The organism is Gammaproteobacteria bacterium (genome assembly GCA_016199745.1).
GTDB lineage: Bacteria > Pseudomonadota > Gammaproteobacteria > Acidiferrobacterales > Sulfurifustaceae > JACQFZ01.
In genome coordinates this window covers 1-21,759 of the sequence record JACQFZ010000031.1, presented here as the reverse complement: position 1 = coordinate 21,759, position 21,759 = coordinate 1, and the positions used below count along the sequence as shown (strand labels likewise).

General features: G+C 57.4%; 26 protein-coding genes and 1 tRNA gene. 21 read left to right on the top strand and 6 right to left on the bottom strand.

Annotated features, from left to right (window positions below):
* Positions 1-85 precede the first annotated feature (85 nt).
* The 3 genes from HY308_08430 to HY308_08420 are packed head-to-tail and all read left to right on the top strand — an operon-like array spanning position 86 to position 2,618.
* Positions 86-1,504: a PLP-dependent aminotransferase family protein gene (locus HY308_08430; protein MBI3898309.1), complete on the top strand. Its 1,419-nt coding sequence runs from the start codon at positions 86-88 to the stop codon at positions 1,502-1,504.
* Positions 1,501-1,953 (top strand): dihydroneopterin triphosphate diphosphatase, encoded by a 453-nt coding sequence (gene nudB, locus HY308_08425; protein ID MBI3898308.1) that lies wholly within the window; start codon positions 1,501-1,503, stop codon positions 1,951-1,953. The genes HY308_08430 and nudB overlap by 4 nt, the downstream gene beginning before the upstream one ends.
* Entirely contained in the window at positions 1,938-2,618 is a 681-nt protein-coding gene (locus HY308_08420; GenBank protein MBI3898307.1) for an alpha/beta hydrolase, read from the top strand. Before nudB ends, HY308_08420 begins: the two co-directional genes overlap by 16 nt.
* 62 nt (positions 2,619-2,680) lie before the next feature.
* Here HY308_08420 and HY308_08415 read toward each other — a convergent pair whose 3' ends face one another.
* On the bottom strand, positions 2,681-3,394 hold the full coding sequence (locus HY308_08415) for a hypothetical protein (GenBank protein ID MBI3898306.1): 714 nt from the start codon (positions 3,392-3,394) through the stop codon (positions 2,681-2,683).
* A 142-nt stretch (positions 3,395-3,536) separates the two neighbouring features.
* On the opposite strand from HY308_08415, the gene HY308_08410 reads away from it, so the two are divergent.
* The 14 genes from HY308_08410 (at position 3,537) to queC (ending at position 13,881) form a co-directional block, all read left to right on the top strand.
* Positions 3,537-3,815, top strand: a complete 279-nt coding sequence (locus HY308_08410; GenBank protein MBI3898305.1) for a hypothetical protein — start codon at positions 3,537-3,539, stop codon at positions 3,813-3,815.
* Positions 3,816-4,007: 192 nt separating this feature from the next.
* Positions 4,008-4,757: a YebC/PmpR family DNA-binding transcriptional regulator gene (locus tag HY308_08405; protein ID MBI3898304.1), complete on the top strand. Its 750-nt coding sequence runs from the start codon at positions 4,008-4,010 to the stop codon at positions 4,755-4,757.
* A 175-nt stretch (positions 4,758-4,932) separates the two neighbouring features.
* A complete protein-coding gene (gene ruvC / locus HY308_08400; protein ID MBI3898303.1) occupies positions 4,933-5,448 on the top strand; it encodes a crossover junction endodeoxyribonuclease RuvC in 516 nt (171 codons plus the stop codon).
* On the top strand, positions 5,445-6,038 hold the full coding sequence (ruvA, locus tag HY308_08395) for a Holliday junction branch migration protein RuvA (GenBank protein ID MBI3898302.1): 594 nt from the start codon (positions 5,445-5,447) through the stop codon (positions 6,036-6,038). The genes ruvC and ruvA overlap by 4 nt, the downstream gene beginning before the upstream one ends.
* A 206-nt stretch (positions 6,039-6,244) precedes the next feature.
* Entirely contained in the window at positions 6,245-7,291 is a 1,047-nt protein-coding gene (ruvB, locus tag HY308_08390) for a Holliday junction branch migration DNA helicase RuvB (protein ID MBI3898301.1), read from the top strand.
* Between the two features lie 13 nt (positions 7,292-7,304).
* Positions 7,305-7,733 carry a tol-pal system-associated acyl-CoA thioesterase gene (gene ybgC, locus HY308_08385; protein ID MBI3898300.1) on the top strand — a complete coding sequence of 143 codons (429 nt, stop codon included), beginning with the start codon at positions 7,305-7,307 and terminating at the stop codon, positions 7,731-7,733.
* On the top strand, positions 7,734-8,432 hold the full coding sequence (tolQ, locus tag HY308_08380; GenBank protein MBI3898299.1) for a protein TolQ: 699 nt from the start codon (positions 7,734-7,736) through the stop codon (positions 8,430-8,432).
* A gap of 2 nt (positions 8,433-8,434) precedes the next feature.
* Positions 8,435-8,851: a protein TolR gene (tolR, locus tag HY308_08375; GenBank protein MBI3898298.1), complete on the top strand. Its 417-nt coding sequence runs from the start codon at positions 8,435-8,437 to the stop codon at positions 8,849-8,851.
* 138 nt (positions 8,852-8,989) lie between these two features.
* On the top strand, positions 8,990-9,745 hold the full coding sequence (gene tolA / locus HY308_08370; protein MBI3898297.1) for a cell envelope integrity protein TolA: 756 nt from the start codon (positions 8,990-8,992) through the stop codon (positions 9,743-9,745).
* Positions 9,746-9,754: 9 nt separating this feature from the next.
* On the top strand, positions 9,755-11,056 hold the full coding sequence (gene tolB / locus HY308_08365; protein MBI3898296.1) for a Tol-Pal system beta propeller repeat protein TolB: 1,302 nt from the start codon (positions 9,755-9,757) through the stop codon (positions 11,054-11,056).
* Positions 11,057-11,077: 21 nt separating this feature from the next.
* Complete coding sequence (pal, locus tag HY308_08360; protein ID MBI3898295.1) at positions 11,078-11,605, top strand: peptidoglycan-associated lipoprotein Pal; 528 nt, start codon at positions 11,078-11,080, stop codon at positions 11,603-11,605.
* The gene (gene ybgF / locus HY308_08355) at positions 11,606-12,412 is read left to right on the top strand and encodes a tol-pal system protein YbgF (protein ID MBI3898294.1); all 807 of its coding nucleotides are present in this window, start codon (positions 11,606-11,608) and stop codon (positions 12,410-12,412) included. It abuts the gene before it with no gap.
* 106 nt (positions 12,413-12,518) lie between these two features.
* Complete coding sequence (queE, locus tag HY308_08350) at positions 12,519-13,211, top strand: 7-carboxy-7-deazaguanine synthase QueE (GenBank protein MBI3898293.1); 693 nt, start codon at positions 12,519-12,521, stop codon at positions 13,209-13,211.
* Entirely contained in the window at positions 13,192-13,881 is a 690-nt protein-coding gene (queC, locus tag HY308_08345; GenBank protein MBI3898292.1) for a 7-cyano-7-deazaguanine synthase QueC, read from the top strand. The genes queE and queC overlap by 20 nt, the downstream gene beginning before the upstream one ends.
* Positions 13,882-13,960: 79 nt before the next feature.
* Here queC and HY308_08340 read toward each other — a convergent pair whose 3' ends face one another.
* From HY308_08340 to HY308_08330, 3 genes are all read right to left on the bottom strand, one after another.
* Positions 13,961-14,188: a hypothetical protein gene (locus HY308_08340; GenBank protein MBI3898291.1), complete on the bottom strand. Its 228-nt coding sequence runs from the start codon at positions 14,186-14,188 to the stop codon at positions 13,961-13,963.
* Positions 14,189-14,698: 510 nt separating this feature from the next.
* Positions 14,699-16,276 (bottom strand): carbohydrate-binding protein, encoded by a 1,578-nt coding sequence (locus HY308_08335; protein MBI3898290.1) that lies wholly within the window; start codon positions 16,274-16,276, stop codon positions 14,699-14,701.
* Between the two features lie 236 nt (positions 16,277-16,512).
* On the bottom strand, positions 16,513-18,045 hold the full coding sequence (locus HY308_08330) for a carbohydrate-binding protein (protein MBI3898289.1): 1,533 nt from the start codon (positions 18,043-18,045) through the stop codon (positions 16,513-16,515).
* Positions 18,046-18,788: 743 nt separating this feature from the next.
* Here HY308_08330 and HY308_08325 point away from each other — a divergent pair.
* Positions 18,789-18,864: transfer RNA gene (locus HY308_08325), tRNA-Lys, on the top strand.
* A gap of 72 nt (positions 18,865-18,936) precedes the next feature.
* On the opposite strand, the gene HY308_08320 is transcribed toward HY308_08325, so the two are convergent.
* A complete protein-coding gene (locus tag HY308_08320; protein MBI3898288.1) occupies positions 18,937-19,437 on the bottom strand; it encodes a tyrosine-type recombinase/integrase in 501 nt (166 codons plus the stop codon).
* Positions 19,438-19,604: 167 nt separating this feature from the next.
* Here HY308_08320 and HY308_08315 point away from each other — a divergent pair, with 167 nt between their 5' ends.
* From HY308_08315 to HY308_08305, 3 genes are all read left to right on the top strand, one after another.
* Positions 19,605-19,943 (top strand): type II toxin-antitoxin system RelE/ParE family toxin, encoded by a 339-nt coding sequence (locus HY308_08315; protein ID MBI3898287.1) that lies wholly within the window; start codon positions 19,605-19,607, stop codon positions 19,941-19,943.
* Positions 19,944-19,946: 3 nt separating this feature from the next.
* Positions 19,947-20,267 carry a transcriptional regulator gene (locus tag HY308_08310; GenBank protein MBI3898286.1) on the top strand — a complete coding sequence of 107 codons (321 nt, stop codon included), beginning with the start codon at positions 19,947-19,949 and terminating at the stop codon, positions 20,265-20,267.
* Between the two features lie 126 nt (positions 20,268-20,393).
* A complete protein-coding gene (locus HY308_08305) occupies positions 20,394-20,594 on the top strand; it encodes a hypothetical protein (GenBank protein ID MBI3898285.1) in 201 nt (66 codons plus the stop codon).
* Positions 20,595-21,208: 614 nt separating this feature from the next.
* Here the strand turns inward: HY308_08305 and HY308_08300 are convergent.
* Positions 21,209-21,481, bottom strand: coding sequence for a sigma-70 family RNA polymerase sigma factor (locus tag HY308_08300; protein ID MBI3898284.1), 273 nt, complete (start codon positions 21,479-21,481; stop codon positions 21,209-21,211).
* Positions 21,482-21,759: the final 278 nt, after the last annotated feature.

The following is a 21,759-nucleotide window of genomic DNA, read 5'->3' as shown; positions in this document are numbered from 1 at the left end:
TTTCCAGCACAGGCTATCTGTACTGGTAAACGGGAGGGCAGCTGTGCAGGTATCGAAGACGAAATCACGCGTACGAACCGAGTCTATTACCGGCAATCTATACGAACGCGTCGCTCAGCGGATTGCCGAACAAGTAAATAAGGGAATTTATCGTCCGGGCCAGCGCGTACCGTCGGTGCGGCAACTGAGTGATCAGCTCAAGGTCAGTGTTGCCACTGTCATCGAAGCTTATCGTCGACTCGAAGACGAAGGCGTGCTCGAAGCACGGCCGCAATCGGGCTATTACGTGCGGCAACAGCGTTGGCAACCGCCGGCGGAACCGGAGGTGTCGCGACCCGAAGGTTCGCCAACGACGGTGAGCGTTACTGAGCTGGCGATGAAAGTGTTGAAGAACACGCGCAGCGCCGACATCGTTCAGTTCGGCGTTGCTTCACCGCAAGCGGGCTTTCTGCCGACGCGTAAATTGAATCGCATTACCACCGCCATTTTGCGCGACGACCAAGGCGTAGCGCATCGTTACGATTTTCCACCGGGGTTGCCGGCGTTGCGCCAGCAGATTGCCCGGCGCATGGTCGAGACCGGCTGCGAAATTTCACCAGACGAAATCGTCATCACCAGCGGTTGCCAGGAAGCGTTGAATCTTTGTCTACGTGCGGTTGCGCGTCCGGGCGATGTCATTGCCGTCGAGTCGCCGACGTACTATGGCGCGCTGCAATTGATCGAAACGCTCGGCATGAAAGTGCTCGAGATTCCGACGCATCCGCGCGATGGCATCAGCGTCGAAGCGTTGGAGTTGGCGCTCGATCGTTACAGTGTGCGTGCTTGCGTCGTTGGCCCGAGCTTCAGCAATCCGCTCGGTGCTTGCATGTCCGACGACAGTAAGCGGCGGTTGGTGCGATTGTTGGCGGAGCACGGCATTCCGTTGATCGAGGACGATATCTACGCCGACCTCGCGTTCAACGCGCCGCGGCCGAAGGCGGCGAAGGCGTTCGATCGTAAGGGGTTGGTGTTTTACTGCTCGTCGTTCTCGAAGACGATTTCGCCGGGATTGCGCGTCGGTTGGACCGTGCCCGGGCGTTTTCAGGAGCAGATCGAACATCTGAAGTACGTCAACACACAGGCGACGGCGACGCTGTCGGAAATGGCGATTGCCGAATTTCTCGAGCACGGCGGTTACGAGCGCCATCTGCGCAACGTCCGGCCGATTTATGCGCAAAACGCCGAGCGTATGGTGCAGGCGATCGCGCGCTATTTTCCCGAAGGTACGCGCGTCGCTCAACCGTCCGGCGGCATCGTCTTGTGGCTCGAGTTGCCGGCGAAGGTTAACGGCCTCGAGCTCTATAAACGCGCGCTGGATCGTGGTATCAGTGTCGCGCCGGGCGCGCTGTTTTCAGCCAAGCAAAAATACAAAAATTTTATCCGATTAACATTCGCTCTGAGTTGGAACGATCGTGTCGAGCAAGGTTTGTTCGCACTCGGTCATTTAGCAAAGGAGATGGCGTGAAGCCATATAAGCGTCCGGAATCGGTGTTGATCGTGATCTATGCGCGCACCGGCAAAGTGTTGCTCATGAAGCGCGCCGATCACCCGGATTTCTGGCAATCCGTGACCGGCGCGATGGATTGGCACGAGACCGATCCACGGGTGACAGCGGCGCGCGAGCTCGGCGAAGAGACCGGCTTTGTGGCCATGCTGCCGACGTTGCGCGATCTCGAGCTGACCCAGACTTACACGATCCTGCCGCACTGGCGTCATCGTTACGCGCCCGGTGTTGCGGAAAACGTCGAGCGCGCGTTTGCCTTTGAGCTTGCTGCCGAAGTGCCGCCGATGTTGGCGCCGAAAGAGCATACCGAATACGTCTGGGTCGATTTTGCCGAAGGCATAGCCAGGGTCACCTCCTGGACCAATCGAGTAGCGATCGAGCGCATATATAAAGAATGGCCGGCCGCATGAGCGCGGCGGCGCGCGCCGAGGCGGTTGTGTTGGTCAACGGCCTTTGGCTCGGTGGCTGGAGCATGGCGCTGATCGCTTGGCGACTGCGTCGTCGCGGCTTTCGCACCTATCTGTTTTCTTATCCGACGGTACGTAAATCGTTGCGCGACAATGCCGCAGCACTGCGCGTATTCAGCGATGCGATTGACGCCGATGTCGTGCATTACGTCGGTCACAGCCTCGGCGGTGTGCTCATCTGTGCGATGCTCAGTTATTGTCCGCCGCCGCGTCCCGGCCGTATCGTAACGTTGGCAGCGCCGCATAGCGGTAGTGGCATTGCTCGCCGATTGTGGCGCCGGCGTTGGGGTAAGCGCATTCTCGGCCACAGCATCGCCAGTCTGCTCGACGGCGAGCCGCCGATTGGCGAGCTCGGCGATCGGAGCGTCGGTGTGATTAAGGGCGATATGTCGGCGGGATTCGGACGCGTGTTATTTCCCGATTTGCGCCGGCCGAACGATGGCGTGCTGACGTTCGACGAAATGCATCTTCCCGGCGCCGCCGATGAAATTACGCTGCACGTCGCGCACAGCGGCATGTTGCTATCGGCACGGGCGGCGGAGTGCGTGGGCGATTTTTTGAGACACGGTGGCTTTGTAGCGGCTGCTACTGTTGTGGAGCGACGTTAGGGATTTGGTGCAGTGGCAATAAACCTGCAGGGCGGGCCATAAGTTGCCCGCCCTGCGTTTAATTAAAACCGCCAGCCAAATTTTGCGCTGTAACTCGTGGCATCGCCGGTGCGATCGGCTTCGATGGCGACGTTGATGACGGCGACGTTGATATTCGTACCGACGTAGTACTTCGTCAGGCTGACATCTTCTGACGTGACGTTTGCCACGTTCTGCGGATCGGCGCTGGCCCAGACTTCGCCAATACCTGCATACGGCGTAAACACGGCGAAGCCCTTCGACACCGTGAGCTCAACGCCGGTCGTCGAAAAATCGAGTTGGTTAACCCCCGATAATTTCGTATACGTCGCGCGTGCGCCAACTGCCGGTGTGGCGATGCCGCCCTTAATGATGGCGTAGCGCAGCTCCGCGCCGGCGAAGCTTACGTTGCTACCTGGGACTTGACCGATGAAGGCGCCCACGTCGATCCCCAGAGGCAATCCTTTGTGCAAATGTAATCGCGACACATAAAGTGTGCTGACGGAGTCGCCCGTCGCGACTTCCCACGCCGCTGAGTTTTCTACCCGAGTGGCGCTCGTTTCGAAGCCAAGATCGAATCCGGTGACGCCGAGCGCTTCTGCCGGTGCGATCGCCTTGTAGCTCAAGGCCGCGCCGAGGTCTTCGGTGATTTGCCGAAATTGTGTTTGATTGAGGTTATCGATGTGCTCGATGTCATCGGCCGCCGTTGCTACCAGCGGAAGAGTGGTGAGACAAAACGCCAGTGTCGAGCGCTTCATAATGTAGATAGCTCCATAATTTTTAGGGTCGAGCCGAAGCATAACAGCCGCCCATCGGCATGCTCAACGTAATGGGGAATCCCTCTACGTCTCTGAACCTAACGGAAGCGCTTTCGTCGAACCGTGAGCGAGGGCATCATTAATGAAGACAGCGAAACTTATTGTGATCGACAGCGACGGCGTGCGCGCTACGTTGGAATCCGATCCACGATCATCAACACAGGCATCGGTGTTATTACCCGAAGGGCGGCGCATACTGATTCCGAGCGCCGCGTTGCATCCACAAGGCGACGTCTCTTATTTGCTGGGCGCCCGCTTTCGCGATTTTTCTGTGCGCCCGGTTCAAACCCTCACAGTCCCCGCTATTGAAGAAACGTTGGAAGTGCGCAAGCGCGCTCGAGACCGTCGTGCACGTCAATAAAGTTGTGCATCAACATGAGCAACAAGATGGTAGTAGGCTTGTTTGATACGACCGAGAACGCCAGTGAGGCGGTAAACGAGTTGCTGGAAGAAGGCTTTTTAGCGGTTGGGGAAGCCTAGTGGTGGATGCTAAACTCGGTTGCCAACGCGGGTACTGCCCCGTTATCGAGTTCCTGTTAACACCGAGGTCCCCATGGCCGGACACAGTAAATGGGCCAACATTCGCATCCGCAAAGGCGCTCAGGACGCCAAGCGCGGCAAAACCTTTACCAAATTTATTCGTGAAATCATGGTTGCCGCCCGCATGGGCGGCGGCGATCCGGCGATGAATGCGCGTTTGCGCCATGCCATCGATAAGGCGCTTGGGCAAAACATGCCGAAGGACAACATCGAGCGCGCCATCCAACGCGGCACCGGTGAGCTCGAAGGCGCACACTACGAAGAAGTTCGCTATGAAGGTTATGGGCCGAGCGGTGTCGCTGTCATCGTCGATTGCCAAACCGACAATCGCAACCGCACCGCCGGTGAAGTGCGCCATGCCTTCGCCAAATACGGCGGTAATCTCGGCACGGACGGTTCGGTCGCCTACTTGTTCAAGAAAGTCGGCATCATCAGTTATGCTCCCGGCACCAACGAAGACGCGGTCGTGGAAGCCGCGCTCGATGCCGGTGCCGACGATGTCGTTACCGAAGCCGACGGCTCACTCACCGTGCTGACCGGCTTCGAGGCGCTGCACGGCGTACGCGACGCGTTGGCCAAGGTCGGTTTAAAACCGGAAGGTGCCGAAATAATCGAGCGGCCGGCGACGGCGGTGTCGCTCGACGGCGATGACGCCGAGCACGTGCTCAAGCTGCTTGAGGTGTTGGAGGATCTCGACGATGTGCAGAACGTCTACACCAACGCCGATTTTCCAGAAACCGTGTTGGCGCAGCACGCCAGTTGATGCGCGCTCTTATAAGTCGCATCAGCGCACCAACTCCCCCTCTCCTCCCGGGAGAGGGATGGGGTGAGGGAGGCGAAGGTTCACCCCGCGTCAATTCCCCTCACTCCCGACCCCTCTCCCGGAGGGAGAGGGGAGTGTCGGCATTTTTGTTTGAAGGGATGCGGGAGTCGGTGCGCTGATGCGAGTATTAGGTATCGACCCCGGTTCGCGCATTACCGGCTTCGGCGTGGTGCAGGTGTTGCGCAACGGCAAGCTGCAATACATTGCCAGCGGCTGCGTGCGCACGCCGGCGGGCGAACTGGCCGGCCGCTTGAAATCGATTTACGACGGCGTGATCGAAATCATCGAGACCTATCAGCCAACCGTGCTCGCCGCCGAAAAGGTATTCCTCGCCCGCAACGCCGACTCGGCGTTGAAGCTCGGGCAAGCGCGCGGCGTTGCGATCTGCGCCGGCGTTAACGGCGGGCTCGATGTCAGCGAATATTCGGCGCGGCAAATCAAGAGCGCCGTTGTCGGTCGTGGCGGCGCCGCTAAAGAACAAGTCCAACATATGGTGAAAACCTTGCTCGATCTCAATCGCGCGCCGCCGGCAGACGCGGCCGATGCATTGGCCTGCGCGATTTGCCATGCGCATCATGCTGCCGGTTTGCTCGCCTTGCGTCGCGGTCGCGTTGTCGGCGGTGCCGCATGATCGGCCGTCTGCGCGGTACACTCATTCGTAAAGAACCGCCGGCGCTATTGGTCGAGGTCGGCGGCGTCGGTTACGAGCTCGAAGCGCCGATGACCACGTTCTACGATCTGCCGGCGATCGGCGAGCCGGTGACCCTGCATACGCATTTGGTAGTGCGCGAGGATGCGCATCTGTTGTTCGGCTTCGTGCGCGAATCGCAGCGGCGACAATTTCGCGCCTTGCTCAAAATCAACGGCGTCGGCCCGCGGGTAGCGCTGGCCATTCTGTCCGGCTTGACGGAAGACGAGTTGGCCCGTTGCATCGCCGATAACGATATTGCCCGTTTAACGCAGGTCCCCGGTATCGGCCGCAAGACCGCCGAGCGGTTGATCGTCGAATTGCGCGATAAATTGCCCAGTGAGCCTACGGGAAACGCGGCTTTTAATGCGGCCGCCGGTGCGCCGCGCGATCCGGTCGGCGAGGCGGTTAGCGCCTTGATTGCGCTGGGATACAAAGCACCGGAGGCGTCCCGCGCGGTTCGCGGTCTCGCTAATCAGGGGCTTAGTACTGAGGAAATTATTCGCCAGGCGCTCCGGGCCATGGCACGATAGAACAAAATGCGCGCTTCGGGGCGCGCAACGACTCGCCTCCCTCTCCCTCCGGGAGAGGGAATGAGGGTGAGGGATGCAACAGGTGCAGCACGTTGCAAAAAGGGCTATCTCTTGTCTTGGCTTTGTTATTACAACAGGCGAACTAAACATCCCTCACCCCATCTCTCTCCCGAAGGGAGAGGGAGAGTAGGGCAACATCTATATATATGATCGAGACCGACCGACTAGTATCCGCTACCGCTGTCGATGTGCCCGAAGAAGTTGTCGAGGCGAATCGGCTGCGGCCGACGCGGCTGGCGGAATACGTCGGCCAAGAGCCGATCCGCGGTCAGCTCGATATCTTCATTGCGGCCGCCCGCGGTCGTGCCGAGGCGTTGGATCATGTGCTGCTGTTCGGCCCGCCCGGCCTCGGCAAAACCACACTGGCACACATCGTCGCCCACGAAATGGGCGTCGGCCTGCGGCAAACCTCGGGTCCCGTGCTGGAACGCGCCGGCGATTTGGCGGCACTGTTGACGAATTTGCAGGCCAACGACGTGCTGTTCATCGACGAGATCCATCGCTTAAGCCCGGTGGTGGAAGAAGTGTTGTATCCGGCGTTGGAGGATTATCAGCTCGATATCGTTATCGGCGAAGGGCCAGCGGCGCGCTCTATCAAGCTCGATTTGCCGCCGTTCACATTGGTCGGTGCGACCACGCGCGCCGGTTTGTTGACCTCGCCGCTGCGCGATCGTTTCGGCATCGTTTTACGGCTCGAGTTCTATACCGCCGCCGAGCTCGAGCGCATCGTCACTCGCTCCGCCGGTATTCTCGGCGTACCGAGCGAGCCGGCAGCGATCGCCGCCATCGCTCGCCGTTCGCGCGGTACGCCACGCATTGCTAATCGATTATTGCGGCGTGCGCGCGATTTCGCCGAGATCAAAGGCAACGGTATTCTGACCGCTGACGTTGTCGAAGGGGCGTTGCGCATGTTAGAGGTAGATCCGCTCGGTCTCGATGTGATGGACCGAAAATTATTGCGCGCGATGCTCGATAGATTTGGCGGCGGACCGGTCGGTATCGACAGCCTTGCCGCCGCTATCGGCGAAGAGCGCGGCACGTTGGAAGATGTGATCGAGCCGTTCTTGATTCAGCAGGGCTTCCTGATGCGCACGCCGCGCGGTCGCTTGGCAACGGCGACGGCATGGCGCCATTTTGGTTTAACGCCGCCGCCGGGTAGCGAGCCGCTGCAGCGCGGCATATTCGAAGGTTAGTGAGCGGCACAGGATGCTCGACCTAAAAACGATAACATTGCCGGCGTTTATACTGCCGGTCCGAGTCTATTACGAAGACACCGATGCCGGCGGCGTAGTTTATCATTCGAACTATCTCAAATTTATGGAGCGTGCACGAACGGAGTGGCTGCGTTCGCTCGGCTTCGAGTTGGATGAATTAGCGCAGCGTGAAGGTGCGCTCTTCGTCGTGCGTTCGGCCAATGTCGAATTTCTGCGGCCGGCGCGCTTTAACGAGTTGGTCAACGTAACGGTCACGCTCAGTAAGCGTCGTAGCGCTAGCTTTACTCTCATGCAACAAATTCGGCGTGCCGATGAGCCGTTATGCGAAGGCGAGATCCGCATCGTCTGTCTCGACGTTTCTAGTTTTACCCCGCGTCCGCTGCCCGATGCTGTGGCGGCGCGCCTTGATGGAGCGAACTAAATGAATGTTGTTGCCTCTGACGATGGCTTGGCCATGTTGTCGCTCATCGCCAACGCCAGCTTGCCGGTGCAGTTGGTTATGGGAATGCTGTTGCTGGCCTCGTTTATTTCTTGGGTCATGATCTTCCGTAAATGGGCGACGCTGAAAGCGGCGCGGCGCACGGCCGATCGCTTCGAACAGCGCTTCTGGTCCGGCGGCAGCCTGATGCAGATGCATGCCGAGTTCGCCGCCAAGAACACGACGCCGACCGGGATGGAGAGCTTGTTTGTCGTCGGCTTTCGTGAATACAAACGGTTGCACGGGCAAGGCAATATTCAGCCGGCGGAAGTCCTCGAAGGCGTGCAGCGGGCGATGCGAGTGGCGCTGTCGCGCGAGACCGATTTTTTGGAAATGCATTTGCCGTTTCTCGCCACCGTCGGCTCGACCAGTCCTTACGTGGGTCTGTTCGGCACGGTCTGGGGCATCATGAATTCGTTCCGCGCTCTCGGCACGGTTCAGCAAGCGACGATCGGGCACGTCGCCCCCGGCATCGCCGAGGCGCTGATCGCAACCGCCATCGGCTTATTCGCGGCGATTCCGGCGGTGATCGCCTACAACCGTTTTTCGCACGATGTCGAGCGGATGGTGACGCGTTACGAAATTTTCATGGACGAATTCTCTAGTATCCTGCATCGGCAGGCATTCGCTGCTCGGAGTTGACGATGGAGTCGTATCGCCGCCGGCGCAAACCCTTAATGAGCGAGATCAACGTCGTGCCGTACATCGACGTGATGTTGGTATTGCTTGTCATCTTTATGATTACCGCGCCGTTATTGCAGCAGGGGGTAAAAGTCGATTTGCCGCAAGCGTCATCGAAACCGATCGACTCGACCGACAACGAAAGCTTGATCGTCACCGTCGATCGCAACGGCCACTACTTTTTAGACGATCGTCAGATCTCGGCGGATGAGCTTCGGCACAAAGTGTCGTCGCTGTTGCATGCGCGTCCGCAGACGCCGGTGTTGATCCGCGGCGATCGCAGTGTCGACTACGGCGAAGTGGTAAAGGCGATGACGTTGCTACAGTCGGCCGGTGCCCCGAGCGTAGGCCTGATCACCGAACCACCGACGAAACGCTAAGCCGCAGTGGACAAGCAGTCTCATCGAACTCCTGGCCGTTTTAGCGCGGTCGTCTATGCCATCTTTGTGCACGCGGCGGTGGTCGCAGTGCTCGTAATCGGCGTGCGCTTCAGCAAAGCACCGACGCCGCCGCCGGCGATGATCAAGGCAGTCGTGGTCGAAGATCCGAAGATCCACCAACAGGCGCACGAAGACCAACAAAAGAAGGTTGAAGAGGACACGAAGCGCAAGCAACAAGTCGAACGCGAACGCCTCGAGCAAGAACGCAAGCAAGAAGAAGAGCGCCATCAACTGGAAGAGAAGCACAAGAAAGAGGAGCAGCAGAAGCTCGAACAGCAGAAACTCGAGGAGCAAAAGAAGCTCGACGAGAAGAAACTCGTCGAGGCGCAGAAACGCAAGGAAGAGGAAAGCAAGAAGGCCGAAGCGGAACGAAAACGCCAGGCCGACCTCAAAGCGAAGCAGGAAAAGGACGAGAAGCGGCGCAAGGACGAGGCGAAGAAGAAGGATGATACGGCGCGGCAGAAGGTGGCGGAAGATTCGCTCAAACAGCAACTTGAAGCGGAAGAGAAGGAGCGCGCCGAGGAGGAAGATGCCGCTCGCGTAGGAACCGAGGTCGATCGCTATCAGGCACTAATGAAGAAGCGAATTCATACGAGCTGGAACGTTCCGTTTGGTACGCCAGAAGGCACAAGTTGTGTGGTGAGAATCCAATTGTTGCCGGACGGCGAAGTCGTCGACGCCACTGTGGTTGAATCCAGTGGCAATCCCGTGTTTGATCGTTCGGCCGAATCGGCGATCAAAAAGTCCTCACCGCTGCCCGTGTCTTCGGACGTGAAAGTTTTTAACGAATTTCGCGAGTTTAAATTGAAAATGGTTAAACCAAAAAACCGGTAGAACGCCACTATGATGAAAAAATTTAGAGTCTTAATTTCGATGGCGCTGCTGCTGGCTTGCTCGATGCCGGCGCATGCAATTCTTACCCTTGAGCTCACCAAGAGCGAAGAGAGCGGCATCCCGATCGCCATTGTCCCATTCGGTTGGGCCGGTCTAACCGCGCCGCCGCAGGTCGTGTCGGATGTGGTCGAGGCCGATCTTGGACGCAGTGGTCGGTTCGCCACCTTGGATCGCAAGGAGTTCGCCTCGCGTCCGATCGAAGAGCGTGAAGTTGTCTATAAAGATTGGCGCTTTGTCAAAGCTGAGGCGTTAGTCATTGGTAGCGTCGCGCCCGCTGGGCCCGGGCGTTATCTAGTGCGGTTCCAGTTGTTCGACGTGTTCAAGCAGAAAGAGCTTGCCGGTTTGCAGTACACCGTCAACGCCTCGATGCTGCGCACCGTCGGTCATCAAATATCCGACGTCATCTACGAAAAGTTGACCGGCGAACCCGGCGCGTTCAATACGCGCATCGCCTACATCACGCGCGAGAACGCCGGGCCGAAGAAGTCGATCTACCGGCTGCAGGTGGCGGATTCCGACGGTTACAATCCCATCTCCATCGTTCGCTCGGCCGAGCCGTTGATGTCGCCGGCGTGGGCGCCGGATGGCGAGCGTATCGCTTATGTCTCGTTCGAGGATAAGCGTTCGAAGGTTTACGTGCAGAATGTCGCCAATCAGCGGCGCGAGTTGCTGGCCGAATTCAAAGGCATCAACAGCGCGCCGGCCTGGTCGCCGGATGGTCGGCGGTTGGCGCTGCAGTTGTCGAAGGAAGGCAATCCCGATATTTTCGTGCTCGACCTTGCCACCCGACAGCTGACGCGTCTGACCAACGACCCGGCTATCGATACCGAGCCGTCGTGGTCGCCGGACGGGCGCCAACTCGTTTTCACCTCGGATCGCTCGGGCCGGCCGCAGATCTACCGAATGAACGCCGACGGTCGTCAAGTCCAGCGGCTGACGTTCGATGGCGATTACAATGCGCGGCCCTCGTATGCCGTCGACGGCCGCAGCCTGACGTTGGTTAGCCGGGTGCAAGGGAAGTTTCATATTGCTACCCTAAACCTGGACGACCGGACGCTGCAGGTCTTGACCGACACACCGCTCGACGAATCCCCAACGTTTGCGCCTAATGGCCGGATGATACTGTATGCTACCGAAGTCCGGGGGCAGGGGGCGCTCGCGTCGGTATCGATCGACGGTCGAGTGCGTCAAACTTTTCGGCTCGAAACGGCCGACGTCCGCGAGCCGGCATGGTCACCGTACAACCGTTAATTTCAATTTTTAGGAGGAAGCATGAAACGACAGTTCGAACTAGTAGTTTTATTGGTGGCCGCGATCGGGCTCGGCGGTTGCGCTAGCAGTACCAAGACGGACACCCCGGGCCAGGACGGCACCGACGGGAGCACCGGTTCCGGCGCCGATACCGGTTCTGCACCAGCGCAGAACGAAGCGGTCGGTGAATCGATTCCGCAGGCCGGCGGCAGTGAGCGCCCGGCCGAGTGGCGCGTACATTTCCCGTTCGATTCCAGCACGCTCGATGAAGAAGCGCGCAAGATCATCGAGGCCCATGGCCGTTATCTCGTTGCCAACCCGAATGTCAAGGTTCAGCTCGAAGGCCATTGCGACGAGCGTGGAACGCGCGAGTACAACTTAGCGCTCGGCGAGCGTCGTGCGCAGTCGGTCGAGAAGTTGCTGCGTGTGCTCGGTGTTACCGGCAATCGCGTTAACGTCGTGTCGTTCGGCGAAGAAAAGCCGCTCAACGCCGATCATGACGAACAAGCGTGGGCGTTCAACCGTCGCGTGGAATTCATATATCAGTAAATGTTTTTGCTTCGCTGCCAACGCGTTGCTGTCCTAACGTTCGCAATTGTCGTTGCTGGTGCCGCTGTCGCCGCCGATCTTCCGGATCGGCGTCCGGCGCCAGCACCGACAGCGCCGGCCGATAACGTGCCGGCGCCGGCTGCGGCACCGCCTCGCACCCAACGGCAAGAGCTGGTCGAGCTCTATACCGAGGTCGAGGCGTTGCAGACGCAGCTGCGTGAAATGCGCGATCAGCAGGAGACGACCGAGCATGAGCTCGATCGGTTGAAGATTCGTTATCGCGATTCGCTAACCGATTTCGATAAGCGCTTGCGCGAGCTCGAACGCCGCGGCAGCGATCCAGCAAACACATCGGAACCGACAGCACCCGTGGCCGGCACACCGCCGCCGGCGACACGGGCGCCGGCTAGCCCACCAAGCGCTGCCGAGCAGCAGCAGTACGACGCCGCATTTGCGCAGATGAAGCAAGGCATGTACGAGCAGGCCGGTAAGAGCTTTCGCGAATATGTCAGCCGTTTCCCGCAAGGCCCCTTGACCGCCAACGCTCAGTACTGGGTCGGCGAGACCGCCTACGTCATGCGCGACTTCCGTGGCGCGCTCGATGGCTTCGGTAAGGTCGTCAGCGATTTTCCGCAAAGCCCAAAGGCGGCCGATGCGTTGCTCAAGATCGGGTATACGCATTACGAGCTCGGTGCTTATGGCAAGGCACGTGAGGCGCTGAAGGACGTGGTCAAACGCTACCCCAATACGACCGCGTCGAAAGCGGCCGAGCTTCGGCTCACTAAGCTGACCCAAGAGGGTCGGTAATTAGTAGGTAATGCGCTCCCGCCGTTAACTTCTTCGCCGATGGCAGCGGCAACTCGCACTAGTCCGGTATAATCAATCGCCGTTTTCGACCTCCCGGCGCACACCCATGACGACAACGATCGCTGCTGATTCCACCCACTCACCGGCGCCGTCCGCCGATACGCGGTTGCGTATCACGGAAATTTTTTACTCGCTACAAGGCGAGGCGCGTACGGTCGGCTTGCCGACGGTGTTTGTGCGTCTCACCGGGTGTCCGTTGCGTTGCCAATATTGCGATACCGCGTACGCCTTTCACGGCGGCGAGTGGATGACGTTGGACCAAATCCTGGCGCAAATCGCGAGCTACGGACCGCGATACGTGACCGTTACCGGCGGCGAGCCGCTTGCGCAACCCGCGTGCCGTCCGCTGTTGGCGCAATTGGCGGCGCAGGGCTACGAAGTGTCGTTGGAAACGAGCGGCGCGCTCGACATCGCCGACATCGATGCGCGTGTCAGCATCGTCATGGATTTAAAAACGCCGGGCTCGAAAGAAGAGGATCGCAATCGCTACGTCAATATCGCGCTGTTGCAGCGCAAAGACCAAGTTAAGTTCGTCATTTGCGATCGTGCCGACTACGAATGGAGTCGCGCGCAGGTACAGCAGCATCATCTGAGCGAACGCAGCGAAGTATTGTTCTCGCCATCGTACGGGCAAATCAAACCAGGCGACCTCGCCGATTGGATATTGGCCGATCGATTGTCGGTACGGATGCAGTTGCAGTTGCACAAGATACTCTGGGGTGACGCACGTGGCCGCTGACAATCGTCGTGCTGTCGTGCTGTTGTCCGGCGGTCTCGACTCCGCCACGACCTTGGCCATTGCCCGCGCGGAAGTCGGTGCCTGTTTCGCGCTTACAATCGATTACGGTCAACGCCATCGCCTCGAGCTCGACGCCGCGCGCCGCGCCGCGCAATCGCTCGGTGCTGTCGAGCATCGCGTCGCGCGGTTCGATTTGTCGTGGATCGGCGGTTCGGCGTTGACCGACCCGACGATATCGGTCCCCGATGCGCCGAGTGTCGGTATTCCGGTCACCTACGTGCCGGCGCGCAATACTATTTTTCTGTCGTTGGCGTTGGCGTGGGCCGAGGTGCTCGATGCCGAGGCTATCTATATCGGCGCCAATGCCGTCGATTATTCCGGTTACCCCGATTGCCGGCCGGAATATCTGCAAGCGTTTCAACAAATGGCGACGCTTGCGACCCGTGCCGGCATCGAGGGTCGCGGCATCGCCGTGCGTGCGCCGCTGGTCAGCCTGCCCAAGGCCGACATCATTCGTAGCGGTGCGCGGTTAGGGGTGAACTTCGCGCTTACGCTCTCGTGCTACAACCCGGATGTATCGGCGCGCGCTTGCGGCGTGTGCGACTCCTGCCGTCTACGCGCGCAGGGTTTTGCCGCCGCCGGTGTGCCGGACCCGACGCCGTATCAGTGACGTGAAATTAAAATTGTTGTGATTGTTTAGAAAAAGAAAGGCCAGCGTTGAGCTGGCCTTTTGATTTATTACAGTTTGGTCATGATGCACGGCGTTCGGCTTGGACGCTGCGTCGTTGGTGAAACCATTCGACGCCGTCGCCCTTGCGCGGTTTCCCAATGAAGCCCTGTACCGACTCGTCGAACAGAATCGCGTAGCCGACAATAGTGCCATGGTCGTTAATGCCGGTTACGTAGGTGGATCTGCTGCCTGGATATTGAAGCGTGATCAATTTTTTGTCGTTATAAAAGAAACCGCTTACTACCATTGTAATTGCCGGCGATGTCGCACGGTTGTTGATTGCTCGGGGGCGACCGATTGATCGTCGGGTAAGTTAATATGCGAAGCTTCGTACATAACTACCTCCATGTTTGCCAACTGCCGGTGTTAATGCATCATCAAAAAACGGGCCGCTATCCAGCGGTCCGGTAAATATTGCTGACTCTGTTGCTCCGTATTATTTCGGAAATCGAGGCTAAGTACTCGAGTCATGTTTCGTTATCTGCGAATACTCAGGATTCAAACTACAACTATCAATCATCTTTGCTGTTAAGACATTTAGCCTAAGGATAATTACCTAGAGACGGGCTGCTCAGAGAGTGGACTCGGCATACAAAACTGCGCACGTGTACACACACCTTTTGTGGCCAAAGCAGATTGGTTTTGCTTTGTGAGGAGGTACATCGGCGCAATGAGCCATCCTTGCAACCGTTTCCATCTTCAGCTCTCCCCTGTAAGTAGGGCGGGCGAAGAAAGAGCTAACGCGCCGCGAAATTTTTTATCGTTGCCCGGTTATCCGCACCCAATTGATATTCGCCAACAAGCCTTGCGCGTTACCGCGATCGAAAGCGAGTCGCATGTCGGCGGCACCGACGGCGAGCGGAACGTTTGGAATGGTGATGGTCTTCCATGTTTTCCAACTGCCGGTGTTCGTCAGCTCGATGGGTCCGGTTTTATCAACGCCATTGAATTCGATATGCATAGTGCCGCCGTCACCAAGGCAGGCGTAACGGACTTCGATGGTATAAAGCTCAACGTCATCGAATGGGTGGTACGTCGTGAACAACAACCACTCGCCGGGCTTGATCCAACCGACGTCGAAGCCGCCACCTTCATCTTGCGTGACTTCGATATCCGGGCCTTCGGACGATCGGAATGCGCCCGGCTCGTTCGCCTCGGTCGTATCGTGATAGGCGACGCCTTCGCCGCCCCAGTCGAAATGCTCGGCCTCGAACTGCGCTTCTAAGTAGGGCGTGTTTTCATTCTCCGGATAATTTTCACGCACGTTGTTGATCTGCACGAAGTTGATATTGGCGAGCCAGCCTTCTGGGTTGCCGTTGTCGAATACCAGGCGCGGGGTAATGAGTCCGCCCGGGTGTAGCGGTGACAAGGTATTCAAACGGGCCTCGACGGTTTTCCAGGTTTGCCAGCCGCCGGTATCCGCTAACTCAATGGGACCGGTGATGTCGGTATCGTCGAGCTCGATGTGCATCGTTCCGCCCGGACCTTTTGCCGCGTACCGTATCTGCGCGGTGATAAAGCCGTTGCGATTGTTGCGTAACGTATATTCGAGCCATTCGCCGGGCGTGACCCAGCCGACATCGTAACCGCCACCGCTATCGGCGGTGCGCTCGATATCGACGCCCTCCTTGACGCGATATTTACCCGGCTCGTTTTGCGGCGTGCTGTCGTGATAGGCGACGCCTTCGCCGCCTTTGTCGAATTTTTCTGCTTGCACCTTGGCGGGCAGCAGTGGCGCGTAGCCGCTGAAGGGTGGTTGTGGATCGTGCAGGTTGCGAATTTCGATGAAGTTGAAATTCGCTAGCCAACCTTCGGCACTGCCTTTATCGAACACGACGCGTAGCGTCTGGTTATATTGCGATAATGGAATGTCATTCACCCATAACGTCTGCCATCTTTGCCAGCCGCCGGTATCCGGCAAATCAATTGGGCCGGTGACGTTTGCACCGTCCGCTTCGATATGAATCTGCCCGCCGTATCCTTTCGCGGCATAGCGCACGCCGATCGCATACTGTCCGTCGACGTCAATTCGCACGCTGTATTGCAACCATTCACCCGGCGTTACCCAGCCGACGTCGTAACCGCCACCGCAATCCGCCGTCTTCTCGATGTCGACGCTTTCTGCGCGAAATTGGCCGGGTTCGTTTTTGATCGTGCTGTCGTGATAGGCGACACCTTCGCCACCTTCATCGAATCGTTCTGCTTGAAGAATCCCGGGAATGTAATTGGGTTGGCGTAGATAAGGGGCAGCGATTGCAACGGTGGATGAAAGGACGCCGGTCAAAAGTAGCGCGATAATCGCGACTCGACCGGCGGCTCTCGAAATCTCTGGCATGACAATAACCTCCATGTGAGTGCCACGGAAAATTTAAGAGAAGGGTGTGAAAATGGCGCGTGGACAAGAAGGACGGTTGCGTCCCCGCGTCAAGCGTCGCGACATTACAACGACTGTCGCCGCTTTTCGCTTAGTGGGTTCCCTTAAGGAAACTCCTCACACTTTATATTGTGGGTACTTGTCGGATCGAAAAAAGAAAGGCCAGTATTCAGCTGGCCTTTCGCAAAGCAATTTCACTATTGTTCAGTTATCCGCACCCAATTGATGTTGGCGAGCCGGCCCTGCGTGTTACCGCGATCGAACGCAAGCCTCATTTTTTCGGCACCTGCGGGGAGGTGTACGTCGCGGATGGTGATGGTCTTCCAGGTCTGCCAGCCGCCGGTATTGGTCAGCTGGATCGGCCCGGTTTTGTCGGCGCGATCGAACTCAATATGCATGGTGCCGCCGTCGCCAAGGGACGCGTAGCGGATTTCGAAGGTGTAAATTCCGGCGTAGTTATTGGTCGGAAACACGAGCTTGGTGTATTCCAGCCACTCGCCAGGTTTGATCCCAGTGATATCGAAGCCGCCACCCTCGTCGGACGTGAACTCGATATCCGGCCCTTCAGCGATTCGAAATCCGGCCGGCTCGTTTGCTTCCGTCGTGTCGTGATAAGCAACACCTTCGCCGCCCCAGTCGAAGTGCTCCGCTTCGTGCTGCCCTTGAAGATAAGGGAAGTGATCACCCCCTTGATAACTGTCACGGGCGTCATTAAATTGCACCCAATTGATATTGGCGAGCCAACCTTCTGGATTGCCGCTATCGAAGACGAGACGAAATTCGTGTGGGTAGTCAGGGTGCATGGGACCCCACGGGCCGGTCATCGGTTTTGTCTCCACCGTTCGCCATGTCTGCCAGCCGCCGGTGTCTGGAAGCTGGATGGGGCCGCTTATGTCAACTCCGCCTTGCTCGATATGCATGATTCCACCGAAGCCTTTGGCGGCGTAACGAATTTTGGCCGTTACAGAGCCAAAGCGAGTCGGGCGTACGATGTACTGTAGCCATTCACCGGGAGTCACCCAGCCGACGTCGTAACCACCACCAGCGTCGGTTGTCTGCTCGATATCCACGCCTTCGTTGACGCGGTATTGGCCCGGCTCGTTTCTCCGCGTGCTGTCGTGATAAGAGATGCCCTCGCCGCCTCGAGTGAAGTTTTCCGCTTGTACCCTGGCCGGAACCAAAGGTATGTGGCCGGAATAGGGAACATACGGATCGTTCGGATTACGGAACTCGACGTAATTAATATTCGCCAACCAGCCTTGAGTGTTGCCGCTGTCGAATACGAGGCGCATGGAATTAGCAGAAGTCGTGATAGGAATATTGTGAACCCACAACGTTTTCCATTTCTGCCAGCCGCCGGTGTCGGTTAGATTGAGTGTGCCGGTGATATTCACGCCATCGAGCTCGATGTGCATCTTGCCGCCGTCTCCTTGCGCGGCATACCGAACACCGATCGAAAAGCGCCCGTCGACGTGAGCCATCACGCTGTAGTTAAGCCATTCGCCGGGTTTCACCCAACCGATGTCATAACCTCCTCCGACATCCGACGTCTGTTCGATATCGACGCCGCCAGGACGGAAGGCCCCCGGTTCGTTGGTGGGAGTGAGGTCGTGATAGGCGGCACCTTCGCCGCCGTCTTCAAACCGTTCCGCCTCGACAATCCCCGGAATAAAGTTATTGAACTGTATGTATGGGTTTGCGAACGCAGCTGACGGTAGACTCGCAAGCACCGCAAGTAGCGCGGTAGTCCCAACCCCCCTAGACGTTCTTAATATTTTTGGCATAACAAACGACCTCCATGTAATGGCACAGACTGTGGACGGAAAAATTGATACCTCATCAACGAGAAGGGCAGTTGTATTGATGAGTCAGAGCGTCGCGATGCTACAACAGCTATAGCCTGATTTCGCTCAGTGCCTTTCCTTAAGGAAACGCCTTAGAACGATCGTGCCTTGACATAGTTTGATCGACACGTGTTGCGAGACCGCTGCCTTTTTTGCGTTAGTGGTTTCCTTAAGGGAGGCGAAAAAAAGGGCCAGTAGTGCTGGTCTTGACTAAAGTTACCCGCTGGTTAAGGAGAAAATTTTAAGGGCAGGACGCGGCACGCTTGATACTGATGTACTTGATGTTCGCGACTTGACCGCTAAGTTTCTATTGCTTTTCGCTGAGTAGTTTTCCTTAAAACGAATGTATTGGAAGGAGGAGTAAGAGGGGCAGGCCCGCTGGCATGTACTCTGAGCTCTTTTATCGAGAGGAATAGTCAATGAGTTGCCGGCCCAAAGAAGGGAGGTGTTGTGGTGCGCGGCGGCTCGGCACTGATGCTGTTTTTGCCGCTATTATCGCGGTTTTTTGGCACTCCACGGAGGTAATGCCATAAACGGGCCCCGCGCCTGTCGAAAGGCAAAGGATTACCGTTTGACAGCCCTTAATGCCCCCTGGATAATCCGCGCTCTTTTTGTTGCCCATCCCCTATGGGCCGTTAGCTCAGTCGGTAGAGCAGCTGGCTTTTAACCAGTTTGTCGCGTGTTCGATTCACGCACGGCCCACCACTTTCAATGACTTACAACCCACAGAAATTCATAATTTCTGCCTGCGGGACCCTTTATCCACAGCTCGTCCGACTAGCCATTAGCGACACGTAACACCGTACGTGTTGCCGCTCGATTCAAAATCCGATTCGCCTGCATCAACAGATGTCCGATATCGACACTGGCGTAGTGATCCGCCATGGAGTTGTTCGAATGCCCAAGCAGCGCATTCCTATCTTCCGCCGATACGCCGGCGGCGCGCAGGCGGGTGGCAAACGTATGGCGAAAGTCATGGATGCGAACGGCATGTAAGCCCGTGTGTGCGCGCATGAGCTTCCACGCGGTATTGTTCATGTGATTAACTCGCCGCCCATGGTACGGAAACACCCAGATCGGATGCTTTCCGCGATGGGTCCGCACGATCGACCATGCCACGTCGTTCAGTATCACTACGTGCGATCGGTTGGACTTGAACGCTTCTCGTGGTATCACGAATACGCTTCTGCCGACTTCCGGTACGGCAATTTCCCACTGCCACATTAATCCGCACACGCAGCTATCCCGCAGTCCGGTGTTTATCGCAAAAAGAACCATCCGTGATGCCGGGCGTGCGAGTTTTTTGACATGGTGCCCTCCTAGTCGGTCGGTGTTAGGCATAGAGAGGCTGCGTGTCTACGGCACAGTTAGAAAAGATGTGGAGTAGCGCAACTGAGGAGTTCATTGCGCTTGAATAAAAGTAACATATAAGTTACTATAAATTTATGACCTTTCAAGTCCTCGAGCTTCTCCGCGAAGACGGAACGAGCCCGTATGCTGAATGGTTCGGAAGACTGGATGCCGCGGCAGCTGCCAAGGTGACGGTCGCCAACCTGCGCATGGCACAAGGCAATCTGTCGAACATGAAATGGTTTCGCGGAATCGGCGAGTATCGAATTGATTGGGGGCCTGGCTATCGGATCTACCTAGCGAAGGATGGTCTCAAGATAATCGTTCTGTTGGGTGGCGGCACAAAGAAGGGGCAGCAGAAAGATATCGAGCGCGCTATTGCGCTTTGGGAAGATTACAAGCGACGGAAAGTGAAGGAAACGAAACCGAGGTGATATATGGCACTGACCCGAGATTTTAAAGAATCGGTGGTCGCGCGTGCGAATCGCGATCCAGCGTTCGCGCAGGCGCTTCTCGATGAAGCGCTCACGCTTTTTCTCAACGGTGAGCCGGAAACAGCAAAGCTCATCCTACGTGACCTCGTAAACGCCACAGTGGGATTTGAAGCACTTTCTAAGAAGATTCACAAATCAAGCAAGAGCCTGCACCGCATGCTCTCCAAGTCCGGCAACCCCACGATGGAGAATTTGTCGGCCATTTTGGTGGCGCTTAAAAAGACGCTCCATGTGGACATCCGGACAGTGGTGAAGGCAGCTTAGTTTTCTGAAACCGAGATGGCCGCTAAATAGCTTGGGATCATGGACAGGGGGTTGAATGATTTCCAACGGTGACAGCAATAGCGCCGAACCCGAGGATCCCAGCCCCGAGCCTTTTACAACTCCGTTATGGAGTTTATCGAAGACCTAGATAAACGTGTACGCACTGAACAGTGTATTCCTGGGCCATCCACCGGATTTACTGGCTTAGATGTCATAACGGGTGGGTTGGAGCCCACTTCGCTTATCGTGATCGCTGGGCGAACCTCCTCCGGTAAAACATCTCTCGAAAAAGCTGCCCTCCCACAACTTCTGCGCGTTCGAGCGTGAACCCGGTGCTGCCTTCAGCCACCGCGCTCTTTTGTCTCTAAACTGGCGTTTCGTCGCTGATGGCAGCTGCAGTAGAGGGCACGGGCTGAAGACTCGTGCCGTTCCAATTGGTGCCGTTGTAAGTAATGCCGTTTATGGACAGTCCATTTGCCGTCTCGCCTGCGACGGATGTTGCAGCGACACCGACCGAAGAACAAAAAACACAAACTGTAAGAATATTGCGCATGACTATTTACCTCACGAAACCGTACCGCTAACACTGAGATCTACCGACCTTCGCCTTGCTAAGACGGGACGAAGTGTAAATACAGGAACGCGACGCGCGACACGGAGACCATCCCTGACGTCACACAAGTTCCGCTTTAACCGATCAACTCTACGCCGCTCGGCGAACCGATCCAAGCAGCACGTTTCATTGTTGATCGTGCTGTCGACGTCATGACGATGCACCTTAATAAACGTGACAGTGGTAGGTCGGGTTGAGCACAGCGAAATCCAACGCGTGATCAGTTCCTGAAACCGGCACGCCTAAATCGGAGGGTGTAAAAAATTCCGTGTAACCGGCTATCTCGTTATCGGACCGGCATCCGGCCCTCGAACAGAATCGGTACTCTTTATCGAGGATTCGTCGGCACGCGGATGCGCTTGGCGCTGTGGTGTTGTTTCTTCGGACGCTGTTTATCGTCGGCCGGGATGGCGTCGATGATCGCGGTGAATCCGCCGAGCTTGGGCGACCGAACCGGTCGAGAACGCTGATAGCCCGGCGGAAGGGAGAACTGCAGAATCTTCTTGACGGTCTTACGATGCAGCCCGAACTGCCGGGCGGCTTCGCGAACACTCATGCCCTCGACGTGACACGCACGTCGCACGCGTTGATATATTTCCACGCTGTACACCCTCCGACCCCCGTCCGTTCTGGAATCCTCCAGCGTAGATGAGGGCGGTTTGGCCGGTACACTTTTGCACCGGCGCGACCGAGGAATTCGGCCGCTTCAGGGGTACATTTTTGCTCCGGCGCGTACATTGCGCGCACCGGCCCAAGCCGGCCACCTTTCCGATTTGATGGCGGTCAGCATTCCGGACGCATGGCGGTCAGCGTTCCGATTCGATGGCGGCCACTGTGGGTCTCGTCCGGAACGCTGACCGCCATGCCCGGAATCGCCCT

Bases quoted from the DNA above. Each gene is read 5' to 3' on its own strand.
- HY308_08415 (MBI3898306.1), bottom strand. From the start codon at position 3,394: ATGAAGCGCTCGACACTGGCGTTTTGTCTCACCACTCTTCCGCTGGTA.
- HY308_08320 (MBI3898288.1), bottom strand. From the start codon at position 19,437: ATGGTTCTTTTTGCGATAAACACCGGACTGCGGGATAGCTGCGTGTGC.
- HY308_08340 (MBI3898291.1), bottom strand. From the start codon at position 14,188: ATGGTAGTAAGCGGTTTCTTTTATAACGACAAAAAATTGATCACGCTT.
- HY308_08310 (MBI3898286.1), top strand. From the start codon at position 19,947: ATGGCACTGACCCGAGATTTTAAAGAATCGGTGGTCGCGCGTGCGAAT.
- tolB (MBI3898296.1), top strand. From the start codon at position 9,755: ATGATGAAAAAATTTAGAGTCTTAATTTCGATGGCGCTGCTGCTGGCT.
- ruvA (MBI3898302.1), top strand. From the start codon at position 5,445: ATGATCGGCCGTCTGCGCGGTACACTCATTCGTAAAGAACCGCCGGCG.
- ybgF (MBI3898294.1), top strand. From the start codon at position 11,606: ATGTTTTTGCTTCGCTGCCAACGCGTTGCTGTCCTAACGTTCGCAATT.
- HY308_08305 (MBI3898285.1), top strand. From the start codon at position 20,394: ATGGAGTTTATCGAAGACCTAGATAAACGTGTACGCACTGAACAGTGT.
- pal (MBI3898295.1), top strand. From the start codon at position 11,078: ATGAAACGACAGTTCGAACTAGTAGTTTTATTGGTGGCCGCGATCGGG.
- ybgC (MBI3898300.1), top strand. From the start codon at position 7,305: ATGCTCGACCTAAAAACGATAACATTGCCGGCGTTTATACTGCCGGTC.
- HY308_08420 (MBI3898307.1), top strand. From the start codon at position 1,938: ATGGCCGGCCGCATGAGCGCGGCGGCGCGCGCCGAGGCGGTTGTGTTG.
- tolR (MBI3898298.1), top strand. From the start codon at position 8,435: ATGGAGTCGTATCGCCGCCGGCGCAAACCCTTAATGAGCGAGATCAAC.
- tolA (MBI3898297.1), top strand. From the start codon at position 8,990: ATGATCAAGGCAGTCGTGGTCGAAGATCCGAAGATCCACCAACAGGCG.
- tolQ (MBI3898299.1), top strand. From the start codon at position 7,734: ATGAATGTTGTTGCCTCTGACGATGGCTTGGCCATGTTGTCGCTCATC.
- HY308_08335 (MBI3898290.1), bottom strand. From the start codon at position 16,276: ATGCCAGAGATTTCGAGAGCCGCCGGTCGAGTCGCGATTATCGCGCTA.
- HY308_08315 (MBI3898287.1), top strand. From the start codon at position 19,605: ATGACCTTTCAAGTCCTCGAGCTTCTCCGCGAAGACGGAACGAGCCCG.
- ruvB (MBI3898301.1), top strand. From the start codon at position 6,245: ATGATCGAGACCGACCGACTAGTATCCGCTACCGCTGTCGATGTGCCC.
- queE (MBI3898293.1), top strand. From the start codon at position 12,519: ATGACGACAACGATCGCTGCTGATTCCACCCACTCACCGGCGCCGTCC.
- HY308_08410 (MBI3898305.1), top strand. From the start codon at position 3,537: ATGAAGACAGCGAAACTTATTGTGATCGACAGCGACGGCGTGCGCGCT.
- HY308_08405 (MBI3898304.1), top strand. From the start codon at position 4,008: ATGGCCGGACACAGTAAATGGGCCAACATTCGCATCCGCAAAGGCGCT.